The organism is Tianxiuia mixotrophica (genome assembly GCF_050596425.1).
In the GTDB taxonomy this organism is placed as follows: domain Bacteria; phylum Bacillota; class Clostridia; order Peptostreptococcales; family Acidaminobacteraceae.
In genome coordinates this window covers 4,594,585-4,609,524 of sequence record NZ_CP192292.1, presented here as the reverse complement: position 1 = coordinate 4,609,524, position 14,940 = coordinate 4,594,585, and the positions used below count along the sequence as shown (strand labels likewise).

9 protein-coding genes are annotated in these 14,940 nt (G+C 39.3%); 7 read left to right on the top strand and 2 right to left on the bottom strand.

What is annotated here, in order from left to right; genetic code table 11:
- Positions 1–91: 91 nt before the first annotated feature.
- The 3 genes from ACQ4KW_RS20285 (at position 92) to ACQ4KW_RS20275 (ending at position 6,135) form a co-directional block, all read left to right on the top strand.
- The gene (locus ACQ4KW_RS20285; protein ID WP_430884254.1) at positions 92–1,459 is read left to right on the top strand and encodes a sodium-dependent transporter; all 1,368 of its coding nucleotides are present in this window, start codon (positions 92–94) and stop codon (positions 1,457–1,459) included.
- Between the two features lie 429 nt (positions 1,460–1,888).
- Entirely contained in the window at positions 1,889–3,922 is a 2,034-nt protein-coding gene (locus ACQ4KW_RS20280) for an aminopeptidase (protein ID WP_430884253.1), read from the top strand.
- A 308-nt stretch (positions 3,923–4,230) separates the two neighbouring features.
- Positions 4,231–6,135 (top strand): GTP-binding protein, encoded by a 1,905-nt coding sequence (locus ACQ4KW_RS20275; protein ID WP_430884252.1) that lies wholly within the window; start codon positions 4,231–4,233, stop codon positions 6,133–6,135.
- A 174-nt stretch (positions 6,136–6,309) separates the two neighbouring features.
- Here ACQ4KW_RS20275 and ACQ4KW_RS20270 read toward each other — a convergent pair whose 3' ends face one another.
- Positions 6,310–6,852, bottom strand: a complete 543-nt coding sequence (locus tag ACQ4KW_RS20270) for a helix-turn-helix transcriptional regulator (RefSeq protein WP_430884251.1) — start codon at positions 6,850–6,852, stop codon at positions 6,310–6,312.
- A 152-nt stretch (positions 6,853–7,004) separates the two neighbouring features.
- Between ACQ4KW_RS20270 and ACQ4KW_RS20265 the strand changes: the two genes are divergently transcribed.
- From ACQ4KW_RS20265 to ACQ4KW_RS20255, 3 genes are all read left to right on the top strand, one after another.
- Positions 7,005–8,201: a serine hydrolase domain-containing protein gene (locus ACQ4KW_RS20265; RefSeq protein WP_430884250.1), complete on the top strand. Its 1,197-nt coding sequence runs from the start codon at positions 7,005–7,007 to the stop codon at positions 8,199–8,201.
- 165 nt (positions 8,202–8,366) lie between these two features.
- Complete coding sequence (locus ACQ4KW_RS20260) at positions 8,367–9,230, top strand: hypothetical protein (protein ID WP_430884249.1); 864 nt, start codon at positions 8,367–8,369, stop codon at positions 9,228–9,230.
- 330 nt (positions 9,231–9,560) lie between these two features.
- Positions 9,561–12,308: a tetratricopeptide repeat protein gene (locus ACQ4KW_RS20255; RefSeq protein WP_430884248.1), complete on the top strand. Its 2,748-nt coding sequence runs from the start codon at positions 9,561–9,563 to the stop codon at positions 12,306–12,308.
- A gap of 296 nt (positions 12,309–12,604) precedes the next feature.
- Here the strand turns inward: ACQ4KW_RS20255 and yiaY are convergent, their stop codons facing one another.
- Entirely contained in the window at positions 12,605–13,756 is a 1,152-nt protein-coding gene (gene yiaY, locus ACQ4KW_RS20250; protein ID WP_430884247.1) for an L-threonine dehydrogenase, read from the bottom strand.
- Positions 13,757–14,064: 308 nt separating this feature from the next.
- On the opposite strand from yiaY, the gene ACQ4KW_RS20245 reads away from it, so the two are divergent.
- Complete coding sequence (locus ACQ4KW_RS20245) at positions 14,065–14,928, top strand: helix-turn-helix transcriptional regulator (RefSeq protein ID WP_430884246.1); 864 nt, start codon at positions 14,065–14,067, stop codon at positions 14,926–14,928.
- Positions 14,929–14,940 lie beyond the last annotated feature (12 nt).

The following is a 14,940-nucleotide window of genomic DNA, read 5'->3' as shown; positions in this document are numbered from 1 at the left end:
TTGTGGGAAACGCCGAAATCATATTACCAATGTGTGAAATCGGTTAAAATTGAAAGCCACAATTGTGGCTTGGGGAAAAGGAGCGTGTAAAATGGCTAATCTAAGTAGTGATGGCGGCCGTGACCAATGGGGGTCAAAAATTGGTTTCATTATGGCTGCAGCAGGATCAGCGGTTGGACTAGGTAACCTATGGAAGTTCCCATATGTTGCAGGAAAAAATGGTGGTGGAGCCTTCGTAATGGTATACTTCATCATGCTATTCCTTGTTGGTTTTACCTTGATGCTTGCAGAACTTGTACTCGGTCGACACACTAAACTAAATGCAATTGGTGCTTACAGAAAGATCAGTAAAAAATGGTCTTGGGTAGGTGGCCTGGGCATTGCAACCGGATTTATGATTCTTTCTTATTACAGTGTTATCGGCGGATGGGTGATTAAGTATCTAATCACAGCGGTGACAGGTGGTCTGACCAATACAGATGCATCGGTTATTGAAGGCATGTTTGGCGCAGTTGTTTCTTCAACATGGGGATCAATATTCTTCCATGCTTTATTCATGCTTGCAACTTTAGGCATTGTTATCGGCGGTGTTGGCGGTGGTATTGAAAAAGCCAGCAAGGTCATGATGCCTGCACTTTTTGTTATTATTATTCTACTGGCTATTCGTGGATGTACACTTCCTGGGGCTGTAGAAGGCATTAAGTATCTTCTGGTACCGGATTTTTCTAAACTATCCATGGGGGTTGTACTCAATGCCCTTGGTCAAGTATTCTTCTCCCTAAGTTTGGGTATGGGATGTATGATCACATACGGAAGTTACTTGCCGGATCAGGAGAACATTCCACAGAGTGCTACAATTATTCCGCTTCTAGATACAGGTGTGGCTCTGCTTGCAGGTCTTGCAACACTTCCAGCGGTATTTGCCTTTGGTTTTGAGCCAGCAGGTGGCCCGGGACTTATGTTTGTAACACTTCCTGCAGTATTCTCAGCTATGCCAATGGGGATTGTGTTCTGTACACTGTTCTTTGTTCTGGTACTTTTCGCAGCCCTTTCATCATCGATTTCACTACTTGAAGTTTGTGTATCTTATGCTGTAGATGAGTTTGGTCTCAATAGAAAAGTAGCGACCTTGACACTGGGGGCAGCTGTATTTGCTGTTGGTGTGCCTTCGGCGCTTTCATTTGGCATTTGGTCAGATTTCAAAATCCTATTCGGAATGAACTTCTTTGACCTGTTCGACTTCCTAACATCTAATGTTATGCTGCCTTTAGGTGGTCTGCTTCTATGCATCTTTGTAGGATGGGTATGGGGTACAGATAAAGCCATTGATGAAGCTTCAAATGGCGGGGCTCTTGCATTTGGTCTATCAGGTTTTTGGGCATTCCTGGTTAAGTTTGTCGGACCAGTGGCCATTGCAGTTGTTTTTATTAACTCCCTGTGGGGCTTTATTGCAGGCTAGTTGATGCTGAAGTTTAAAAATTAAACAAGATGAGTCCCTGTCATTAAATCTATATGACGGGGATGTGAATGAATCCGCTTAATGCATGTATGTACATGCATTAAGCGGATTTTACTATATGTTAGAGGGAAAAAGGCCGTTTACACATGATAGATTATAAATCATGGCTTGGATATATAATTTTTTTAATACATTCAAATATGTTTAATGTTTTGAAGGACTTTCGATGACAAAAGGAGAAAGAAACATAAGGAAGAAATATGCTACTTTAAAAAAGTAAGTCATTCGTCGGATTTAAATAGGTTACTTGGTGAGTGTCAAGCATTTAATTGGGGCTAATGGGGATAAAGAAATGATAGACGTATAAATCTAGGCAAAAGTATGGACAAAAGTGAGTCATAGAATAGGAAAATGAAGTGGAGGAAGAACATGGCATATCGTGACATCTACAAAGAAAGAAATGACAATTACAGGGATGCATATGAAAAACAAATTCAGGCCCTTAAAAGAATTAGAGACAATTCAAGAAGGCAATCAGGCCCTTATGCATCTTATTTTAAACAGACAGCAGAACGCCTGATAGATGTCTCAAAACTGGTCGAACATTTAAATGATCCTGAGCACCAAGATACAAGCTTGGCGTCGCTGAGGGCAGAGAACGAAAAACGTTATAAGGAAATACTGCCTAAAAATTATGATCAGTCATTTGCCAATCCAGTGGTTTGTGTCGATTTATACGGTCAAACAGTGGGACAAATGCTGAGCTTTATATATGCAAAGGCAAGAACGTGCTATAACTTTGCCTATAGTCGTAAAATATTTAGAATATCAAGTGTCTATGACTTGTTCATAAAGTCTTATGAAGCCCTTCTTGATCACAAGGTGGAAGCGGTCCGCAGTATTATTAAGGAATTTTCAAAAGATGATATTATCTACGGCTCAGAGACTTTTGCCAAGGAAACCCTGGGCGCTCAAATGACTCGATTGACTGATATTGTTATGACTTCAGACCTGACTTCTCCAAATTACCTGTATGAATACGGAATTTATGTAGGTGACAATGAACGCAAAACATTTGAGTTTATGAAAACCTATCCTGATGAGAAAATTGAAAAACTTGCCACCACCATTGTGAAAGCATATATTGATGGTTTTAGACGTGACGGCAAAGACATCACCCTAAGACACAATGTTCGTGTGATAACAGTGGCAGGTCTTGAAAAACTCACAAAACGTATTATTGAGATCTTAAAGGACAATAATTTAAATGGTTTTGTGGATGAAGTGGCATCAACAGATGTAAATAAGCAGTATGGTTATGATCACAAGTTCGATATAGCCCTTTACTTGGATGAAGAAATCGCAGAGTTTTATAAGGGCAAGCGCAAAGAAATATGTGAACAAGAGAAGGATGCTCTCCACGACTACTCTGGTATTCTTTACATTGAAAAATTTGGTGAAGACCCTTTCAGTCCAGTAAGCAATGAAGCTAGAATCACTTTAAAAGATGAACAGCAGACCCACTATCAAGACATAAGGAACATAGCTAGAATCATTACAGAAGAATATGTGCCAGAGAAAGAGAGAAGCTTTAATATAGTGGCCTTCCCAACACCGGAAATTGGAGACCAGTTTGAAGCTATTTTTGAAGACATAGCCCGCATTAACATGTTAAACAGTGATGCTTACGAAAAGGTTCAAAAGACAATAATAGATGCCCTTGACTCTGGAAGAAAAGTTCATGTACTTGGTCGTGGTGACAATGAAACCGATATTGTGGTGGCTTTAAAGGAACTGGATGACCCTCAAAAGCAAACCAATTTTGTAAACTGTGTGGCAGATGTCAATATCCCTGTAGGTGAAGTGTTTACATCACCAGTTTTGAAGAATACAAACGGGCTGCTCCATCTTGAAAAAGTCTATTTAGAAGGCTTTAATTATAAGGATTTGAAGCTGACTTTTAAAGATGGTTATGTCACTGAGTACACATGCTCAAATTTTGAAAACGAGGAAGACAACAAGAGGTACATCAAAGAAAACCTACTCTTCCCACATGACACCCTGCCCCTTGGTGAATTTGCCATTGGAACCAACACGTTGGCCTATGTTATTTCGCAAAAATACGATATAACAGACAAGTTGCCTATACTGATTGTTGAAAAGATGGGGCCGCACTTTGCTGTGGGGGACACGTGTTTCTCTTTTGGAGAAGATACGCCTGTCTACAATGAAATTGATGACAAAGAAATTGTTGCAAAAGACAATGAACACTCTATAAAGCGGAAAGAAGACATTAACAAGGCTTATACAAATTGTCACACAGACATCACTTTGCCTTATGATGGCCTGAAGAAAATTTCAGTTTTAAAAGAGGACGGCAGTGAAGTGCTTATTATTGAGGACGGTCGATTTGTCCTTGAGGGGACAGCGTTCCTAAATGAACCCTTTGACAAGGAAGCATAATATCAAGTAGAATCCATATACCAATCCGCTTAACCACGTTTTACAATACGATGGGTAAGCGGATTTATTTTTGCCATGTCTGATCGTGCTTTTACAAACGGCCGCTTGGTCATTTTTAAAGGCTATTTTAAATCATGACCAGGTAGGACAAGAAAAAGTGTATTCATCATTGACGTTAAAATAATTTTAATGATATAATCATCTTATCTAATGTTAAAAGAACCCATTTAAGGAGCGTGATGGTATGTTAATGAACAAACTTAATTCGAATGTGAAGGCCAATCAAACGAACTTAAGTGAGGTAGAATTTGACAGAAAAGATTATGAATATAGGGATATTTGCACATGTTGACGCTGGAAAGACAACAGTCACAGAGAATTTGCTCTATTTAGCAGGTGCAACCCGAAAAATTGGAAGAGTGGACACAGGAAATACAGTAACAGACACCATGGATCTCGAAAGAAAAAGAGGTATTTCAATACAGTCTACACCGGTATCTTTTACCCATAAGAATGTAAAAATAAATCTAATCGACACTCCAGGTCATGTGGAATTTGTGGCTGAAGTGGAGAGGGCCATGAGTGTGCTTGATGGAGCTGTTCTTGTTGTATCAGCAAAAGAGGGGGTTCGGTCCCATACAATTCTTTTATATGAATCACTCAAAAAACTAGGAAAACCAATCGTTTTCTTTATAAATAAGATGGATCGAAGGGGCGTTGATGTCGATCAGGTCATAGAGAATATAAAAGTGGACCTGTGTCAAAACATTGTTCCCATACAAAATGTCATCCAGAGGGATGGCGCTTTGCTTATTGGGGACTTGCTTGAGTCCAAAACAATGATTGATGACTTAAGCCTATATGACGATGTCCTTTTAGAGCGCTATCTAAACGAAGAGACCATAAACAAAGACGTCTTGCATGCAAGCCTTCAAAGACTGTCCTATTCAAAAAGAGCATATCCTGTCTGCTATGGCAGTGCACTTAAAGGTGTGGGCATGGATGGACTTTTAGAAACCATTGTGAATTATCTTCCAACTTGTTCTTATAGAAGAGACGGACAGGTGGAAGGTGTTGTTTTTAAAATTGTTAGAAACAAAGAGGACAAGAGGGAAATTTACACACGCCTATACAGTGGGAGCATAAGGAGTCGTCAGGTTCTTGGTGATGAGAAGATTTCTTTCATAAAGCGTATGGAAAACGGAAAACTAGACTATGTTAAAGAGGCCTATGGTAATGATATTGTGGTTCTCATGGGACCTGAAAAACTCAGGGTAGGCGACGTTATAGGCCAGCCTTCGTCTTACAAGAAAATCTCCCTTGGAACACCGACCCTGCGCACAAAGATTTTGGCAGAGGATAAAAGAACCCTAGCTCAAATAATCGACAACTTGGCTGAAAGTGACCCCTTTCTTGAGTATGATATTGAACCCCATTCAAAAGATTTGTATCTTAATTTGTTTGGTGAGATTCAAATGGAGATCATACAGTCTCAAATTAAAGAAAAGTATGATGTGGATGTGACTTTTAGTGAACCGTCTATTATTTATAAGGAAATGCCCATAGGAATAGGACACTATGTCCTGGATATGTATGTGGATGCCCATCCATTTTGTGCGACTGTAGGTCTGCGGGTTGAAGCTTGTGATGAAGGGGTCGTCATTGATTCAGAAGTTTCAACAGGACACTTACCTCAAACCTTTCAAAATGGCATAATTGATGGCATTGAAAGAAGCCTCTGTGAGGGCTTGAAAGGTTGGGAAATCACCAATGCAAAAATAACCATTACTGAAGGTGCTTTTAATAGTGTTGACAGCACACCCTCTGACTATAGAAACCTATCACCAATTGTTTTTATGGAGGCTTTAAATATTGCTCAGACCAAATTACTGTGGCCAGTGAATACGTTCACCATTAAAGTGGACCAGGATCACTATGGAAGGATTATGGCAGACCTGCTGAGTATGAAGGCTTTTGATACAGAGACAGTGGAAGAAGGCGGTAAGTTCACCATTAGGGGAAAACTGCCTGTGGAGACAAGTCGCACTTATGAAAAGAAATTTATTGCTGCAACAAGCGGGATGGGTATGTTGAGCCAGGTCTTCTATAAGTATATGGAAACACCAGAGGGCATTTATAAGGAGCGATCTAAGAATTATGTTGATCCCCTTAACCGTGGAAAGTATATTTTGAGTAAGCTCAAGGCCTATTAGCTCATTACTTAAGACTTTGAAAGGCTTTTAAAGGCTTTTGGAGGCCGGTTAAGATATAAATGGATTAGTGCGACACCTGACACCGCTTGGAGATAAACCAATCGGTGGTGGTGGTGGTTTCTAATGCTAAGAGACGAGATCAGTTTAAAAGGGAATAAAAAAGACGCTAGAGATCTAATTTCTAGTGTCTTTTTTGATGGTCTCATAAATTTCATTCACCCAGTTCTTAGCGGCCTCATGCGACATGACGCCATAATCTAAGGTTTTAAGGGGATACTTGGCAAAGATCTTGTCTTCCTCGCTTAAGGACTCGTCGAGGGATTCTTTTAGTGAACTGATTTCTTGTGCTGCTTCACTGACCTTGCCCAGAATATCTTTAACAATAGACAAACGGGCTTGTTTAGAATCAATAAAGCCTAGGAAGTAAATCTTGATCAGCATGTTTGTCTCTAGCTTGCTTTCTGAAATTTCATCCTGCATCCACTGGAAAAAGGCGTCTTTCCCAGCAGGTTCAATGCTATAAATCTTCTTCTTTCGACCCTTGTCTACCTCTTCTACGAAAGTGATCATATCGTTTTTTAGAAGTTTTTTTATAGCGTTTTGAATGCTCCCATAACTCGCTGAATAAATTAGGGACAGGCTTTCTTTGAAGGCACTGTTGATTTCATAAATCGTCAAACTTTTATAAATCAGCAGTCCCAATATGATGTGCTCCATAGCCACCTCCATAGTACTTAGATCGTACCTATAATCCTATCATACTTTTTTCTATGAGACTTGACAAACCATTCCGACAATATTACTATTAGTAATATAAAAAGATGTTACTAATAGTAATACTATGTGACATATATGGAAGGTGTGATGAAATGAAGCGTACGCTCCTTATTAAAAGAATCGCTCTTGCTGTTTTTAGACGTTTGTTTGCAGGTGTTCGTTTACTTGCTATAAGGTTAAGACCTCTTACGCATGGAGCCATTGAAGATAGGATTCAAAAGAAACTGAATAGGATTGTTGAGAAAAATGAACATGTCAGTCAGGCGCTTGTGCTTGTCTGCTCAAAAGAACATGGATTTAGAAAATTCTTTTCAGCAGGTCTGCTTGGTGGAAAGCCCATTGATGTGAATCAGCCCTTTCACGTGGCGAGTATAGGAAAGACCTTTACCGCTGTGCTCGTCGGACAACTCCATCAGGAAGGCAAAATAGATTTTGATGATCCGGTTTCAAAATACCTGAAGACCAGTCTCTTAAGGGATTTATTTGTCTATGAAGGCATCGACTATTCAGACCAGATTACAGTCCGTATGTTGCTTGGCCATACAAGTGGTGTGGCTGATTATTTCGAAGATCCGACACAAGGACAAGAAAAATTTCTTGATGTGATGAAAAAAAATCCAAACAAAATGTGGATGCCGGATGACTTGATTGAGTTCACGGGGAAGAATCAAAGGGCAATTGATAAGCCAGGCTCAACATATCATTATTCAGACACAGGTTATATCTTACTGGGAAAGCTGGTGGAAGACGTTTTGAATATGCCCTTTTATGAGGCTTTAAATCGCAGGATTTTTCAGCCCCTTCAGATGAATGACACCTATCTTATGTTCTATGACCATGAAGATCGATTACGGCCAGAAATCGCAGATGTGTGGTTGTTTGGAGATAATATAAAGGGACTTAAAAGTCTATCTATAGATTGGGCTGGTGGGGGTCTTGTATCAACACTGGCTGATTTAGAGACATTTGTAAAGAGCATCTATGATGGCGCCCTGCTTGGTCAGGAAACTTTTGAGGAAATGAATCGTTTTGATCATATATTTGAACCGGGAATAGAATATGGACTGGGGCTTATGAATATCAAGTTTGAAGACCTTTTTTTCTTGCTGGATTATTTACCCGACATGAAAGGGCACATGGGGGTTCTTGGAACCAATATGTTTTATAACCCGACCACAGATCTGACTTATATTGCAAGCTTTGGATCAACAGATTATACTGAAAAAAGTGTGAGAACAATGATTGAAATTCTCTCTGCCCTAGACCACATAGAAAAACCTAGACTATAATTCTATTCCTTTATGCCCGAATCTATATTTTGCAGGTGGCAAACAGTTAATTAAAAAACAATTTGGGTAAATATACAAAATATGACGCCCTGTACGACATCGGCAAAGATTCGTGCTAAAGTGTTATTAGTATATTCAGAATATTCAAAACAAAGGAGCGGTTTTATGGACAATGAGAAAAGAATGTTCTTAGAAGAATTGGCACGGGATTTTGACTTAGACCGGATAAAAAACTTGACTCTATTTGAAAAATTCAAGTTTGACGACTATGTGACACTGATCTACCAAGAAGCCCTATATGCAGAAAAAGAGGGCCTGCTCAGACTGGATAAGTCACCAAATTACACCAGGAACAAGACCTATACCCTATTTGCCATGTTGGTCGTGAGTGGGACAAAATTTGAAACAATCCGTGAAATTGTGCTTAACTATGCACGGAGCTTTGAAAAAAGTGATACATACTACGCTAAAATATCCATTATAGGTATAGGCGTTATGATGATCATGAAGGGCTATACGCCAGACTCTATTTTTAACTATTTAATGCTCCTTCTTGGACGTGACTTTTTACTTGAAAATAAAAAGTACTCAGGGTCTCCCTGTGAGTATGAGTCAGTTGAGTTAGAACTTGCAGATGCTATTGAATACAAACCCTTTGAAGGGGAACTCAGAAAGCTTAAATATGATATGTTAGCCCTCCTTCGTTTGACTCATGAAAAGGGACTTAATACAGTGATTGATATTATAAATAATAAGTACGGTAATGATGAGTTGATTTTCTTTTTCAACATGATGAATGTGCAGTCTGTAGAGATGCGCGCTTATTTGTTTAAAGAGTTTAAGAAAAGCAATAGCAGACACAGACGGATTTTGATTAATGGGGCTTATGCGATTCTTAATAAGTATGATGTCGTCTCCACACATTATTTGTTCAATTCCATCATAGGCAAGTATTCAAGATATGATAAGGAATCCGGGGAAATTGAATCAGAAGTAAATATCCATGTGGAAGATATTTTAAAGAAATAAGCTTGCATGAGCAGGGGCTAACAATTTAATGAAGGGTTAAAAGCGCCACCGTACTTCCAAATGTCACTAAAACAATCCACAATTCGTGTGGATTATATGTGTATAAGGTATGGAAGACGTATGTGAAATCCGCTTGAGAGGAGCCGTGATAGATGCCTCTTGAGTGGATTTTTCTGTTTTATTAAAGAACGCAAACCACTGCGGTTTGTGAAGGGATAGCATATAATAAGGCTTACTGGGAAATTTATAAGTGGAATAAATGAATAAACTGTAATTTAATACATTAATATGGTAAAATGTATCAGTTGATATAAGGGGGAAGGGGTTAATATGAAAAGTTTAAAGAGAATAATTGTACTTGGTTTTCTTATGTGTTTTTTATCAGCTTCGATGGTTGTGACTTACGCAGAAGAAGGGGAAACGTCTTATGAACATAATTTAAAGTTGGGACAGTTTCACATGATGGAAGGGGAATTTGATGTGGCAATTTCCTACTTTATCAGTGCCATAGAAGAGAAGCCTGACTACTATGAAGCCTACATGGAACTGTCTAACACACTCCTGTACGGCCAACGTTTTGAAGAACTCATTCAGGTCACTTCTGACATGGTTGAGAAGTTTCCCTGGTCAAGTGATGCCTACAAATTAAGAGCACAAGGCTACAATGCTTATGGAGAGTATGTCTTAAGTAAAAAGGATTTACAAACCGCGCTTAAACTTGATCCTAAAAACCATAGTGTTCATATGGTTATGGGGAACACTTACAGGCTCATGGGTGAGTATGAAAAGGCGGTAGAGGCTTACACAAACGCTCTAAAAGAGCCTTCAATCAGGGAACAGACCTACATACTGCTTGGAGAAGCTTATGAACTGAATAAAAACTATCAAATGGCCATGCAAAACTTTGAAAAGTCCCTTGATATGAATCCAAACAGCTATATGGCCAACCTGAAAATTGGCTACATAAACTCAATCACTGGTGATTATGATGGGGCTATTGATTTTTATAGTAAGGCCGCCAAGATTCAGCCAAGTATTGATGTATATATTCAAATTGGCGCCATCCAACTGGTGAAGGGTCAACCACAACAGGCGGTCATCTCCTTTGAACGCGCCCTTGCTCTTGACAATTTGGATGTGGAAACCATTCATAATATTGCTGCGACATTCAGGGAGTATGAAGAGTATAATCTTGCTGCCAAGTATTTGGATAAGGGGCTGGCTGTAGACCCAAATAATGTGGATTTACTAAATGAATATGGGGTCTTGATGCTTCGACAAGAACTTTATACAGAAGGTCTTGAATACTTTAATGCGGCAAATGCAATCGATGGAGAAGATCCTGTGGTAATCGCCAATATTGGCACAGCCTATGAAAAACTCGGTGACAAGGACAAGGCTCTTGAATATATGACAAAAGCCCTTTCTTTAGAGCCAAGTTATACCTATCCTATGATGCGCATGAAGGTTATGGCAATAGACCAAGACAGTACAAAAGACTTTGAAACCCTTCTTGGGCAAATGGTAATAGAGAGTAAAGATACACAGGTGCTTTACGAGTATTTAATTAGTGCACTTATTGAAACAGAACAGTTTGATCTAGCCAAGACCTATGGCATAGAGTCATGCACAAAAGCCAAAGATTACATTCATGCTCTGAACATTGGCAGTATTTTTGAAGCGTCTGGCAGGGATGAAGAAGCCAAGTATTTTTACGATTTAAGTAAAACATATGCGTCTTATTCAGCGGACGAGCTTAAAAACATTGCTTACCGCCTAAGTACAGAAGGCAAGTTTAGACAGCGTATACAGGCAGAAACCCATGCACTTGAAATGGATCCTGAAAACACAGAATTAATGTTTAATATCGGCTACTTAAGATACCATCTAAAGGACTTTGACAAGGCCTATGCCATGTTTGAACATATTAATGAGACAACGGGCGGGCACTACTATGCCTACCAGATGATGGCTAAGGTAAACATTGCAGAAAAAGAGTACATGCTTGCTCTTGAGGATTTAAAGTCAGCTAAGGTTTTGAATCCAGATTTGGGTCTTGAAATGATATATTTACATTCAGCTGGACAAGAGAATAATTGGACATTTAGGATAACAGGTGAAGGGCTTAGTGAAGAGGAAAAAGAGTCTCTACTGATTTCGTTTAGTCTTTTAGCAGCTGGTGAAAAGTATAGTAAAGCTGAGTTATATGATAGTGCGATGGAATGTTACTTAATGGCAGTGGTATATGGTAATGATAAGGCGATTAGTACTGTTTACAAGACAGCTATATTACAGCATGGTAGCGATATGGTTTTACCAATGGTCGAAGAGATTATGCAGGATTCAGAGATGGATGCGTATCACGAGTCACTGGGAACCATATATGAAGTGCTTGCAGATGATTACTATTACGATGGTTATTATGAAGAAGCCGCACAAGCATATAAGATGTTCTTAGAGTACGATTCAGAAAACATTGATGTTTACAATCGAATGGGATATATATACCAGCATAAGATAATGGATAATACTCAAGCAGAGTATTATTATCTAAGAGCTATTGAAGTGGCACCAGAGGTTCCTTATGCCTATGCTGGTCTAGCCTGGATTTATGAAGAATCAGATCGTCTGGATGAAGCAATGGAACTTTTAAACAAATCATTTGAGCTTGATGAAGAGTTTTCTTATGGCTATAAGGTTAAGGCGTTTGTTCATGAGGCCTTAGGCGAGTATGAAAAGGCTGAAGACTCTTCTAGGATGGCTTATGAGTTTGAACCGAGTGGACAGCAATATTCTCACATAGGATATTATCAGTTTTTAAACGGCAAAAGAGAGATGGCTCTGGATACCTTTGAAAAGGGCTTAGAAACATATAGCGATAATTATTCATTCCAGTGCAATTATGCATTGGTGCTCTCTATGAATGGAGATGTGGATATGGCCCTCAATCATCTTGAAGAAGCGCTTAAATTAAAAGATGATGAGGATAGCCGCGAGTGGTTTGAAGATAATGAAGACTTCAAAAACATTGCATCAGACAGCCGTTTTACAGCCCTTCTTGATAAATACTTTAACTAGAAGAGCAGAAAAAAATATGCGAAAGCGAATTAAAATGTTCACAGGGTATTTGTTTGGATAAAAGGCAAATCATAAGAGTGTATGTGTTTAGCAAATAAACTTTACAAATACTATGGATTCACAGATGTCCACATATGGTTTAAAAGTGGACCGAATCAGAAATAGTATAAGCAAATACTAATATAGAGTAAAAATAATAAAAGGCTTGGGATTTTTATCCCAAGCCTTTATGTATGTACGGAACATGCTTAAAGAGCTATAAAAGTCCTCTTGCAGTCCGCAAATAAAGGGTGGACTTACATAGCCTTTCTATAAATGTCCATAATCTCTTCAAGAGTGGCTTGTTTTGGATTTGTGAATCCACAAGCGTCATTAAGGGCATTTTCAGAAAGTGTTTTAAGGTCTTCTTCCTTAGCGCCTAAATCTGAAAGGCCAGCTGGTATACCAATGTCAGAAGACAGGTTTTTAATGGCGTCAATAGCTGCCTGTGCACCTTCTGTATCACTCATGCCCTCTGTGTTCACGCCCATAGCCCCCGCCACATCTTTGAGACGTTTCGGAGCAACTAAAGCATTGTACTGCTGAACATGGGGAAGAAGAACGGCGTTACAAACGCCATGAGGGAGATCGTAAAATCCGCCAAGCTGGTGTGCCATTGCGTGTACATACCCAAGACTTGCATTGTTGAAAGCCATGCCAGCAAGGAACTGAGCATAGGCCATGCGGTCACGCTTGTGCTCATCCTTGCCGTTTTCAACAGCCCCCCGAAGATGCTCAGAAACCAGTGTAATAGCTTGAAGTGCACAAGCGTCTGTAACCGGTGTTGCTATGGTTGAAACGTAAGCTTCAACGGCGTGTGTCAGGGCGTCCATACCTGTTGCAGCCGTTAAAGAAGCGGGTTTATCGACCATAAGCAGTGGGTCATTCACTGAAATAATCGGCGTTGTGTTTTTATCGACAATGGCCATTTTTATGTGGCGGTCTTCATCGGTAATAATGCAAAAACGTGTCATTTCACTGGCTGTTCCTGCTGTGGTATTCACAGCCACCAAAGGCATCTGGGGCTTGTTTGACTTATCCACGCCCTCATAGTCTTTAATACTGCCTCCATTGGCGCCCACAAGTGCAATGCCCTTTGCACAGTCATGGGGTGAACCGCCACCAAAGGAAATGACAAAGTCGCAGTTATGGTCTTTTAAAAGTTTAAGACCAGACTCAACATTGCCTACGGTTGGGTTGGCTTGTGTGCCATCAAAGACTATATAGTCCACATTACGCTCGCTTAAGACGCCAGTGAGTTTACTCACAAGACCTATATCATTTAGAACTTTATCTGTAACGATGAGAGCTTTTTTAAATCCAAGAGCTTGTATTTGCGCACCTGCATCGGTGAGTGCTCCCGGCCCCATCAAGTTGACTGACGGCATAAAAAACATCATAGTGCTCATAATTTTCCTCCTGTAATCCTGATAAAGTATTAACAATTTAAATATAATATATTCTGTCAGTGAAAACTAACAATTCTATCCAAAAAGTAGTCCAGATTTGATTTCATTAAATATTTTGATGGTTTTTCTGATATGATAGAAAAGCGGAGAGGCAAGTAAAATGAACGGATTACGTAGTTTTGGCTCGGGTAGACTCTTCATAAGTATTGGTTTGTGTATAGATATATGTCCGCACTTTGAATTAAGTATGAAGAGAAGAAAGGAAAATATGAGCAAGACAATTTCATATTGAAATGGAGGTGAAAACCATGATGCAAAATTTTAGCCGACAACTAGAAAAACTGGATCGATTTGAAACAGAGCACCTAAGACTCCTTTATTATGACCTTCCCAGTCAGTTTACAGACACATATAAATCATACGAATACGTTAGACTGTGCACTGTGATTGAAGGTGAAAAGCAGGTTAAAATCAATGATGGAAGGGAGTTCGTTTATGGTAAAGACCAATTTGTACTCCTGCCGGCTCATTCCCATGTAGACATGCATATGAAAACATCCACCAAAGCCCTTGTCCTTGAAATGAGCGGTGCTCTTATTGATAAAGTGGGTGATAAAGTTCAAATGGACATTGATACAAATTTAACGAATTTTAAGTTGTGTAACAAAACATTTTTAGGAGAGAATAAAAGTGCCTTGAAGTTTGATATTGATAAGATTGTAAGGACCTACTTTAGCAGGGAAATCAACAAATCTTTTCTTATTGATCTTTATGCACAGGAAATGGTTTATGAACTTTTAAAAATGAAAGGCGCCTATCATATTTTGCACAGTGATAAGAATCATCCGATTGCTATTGCGATTGCATATATTCAAGAGAATATAAACAATCCAATAACAGTCAAAGAGTTGTCATGGGTGGTGAATATGTCAGAGTCGAATTTTTCAAGACAGTTTAAAAATGTGACGGGGTCTTCTCCCACGGAATATATCCGTAATTTTAAACTGGCAAGAGCGAGAGATATGCTAAAATCTAAAAATGTAACAGAGGTTTGCTACGAGCTGGGATATGAAAATGTGTCGTATTTTATTAGGCTTTTTAAAAACAAGTATGGATGGACGCCTAAGCAGTATGCCATGATGACTGAGTTAATGGGGGAGCCTCTACTATGAGTAGGGATCAAA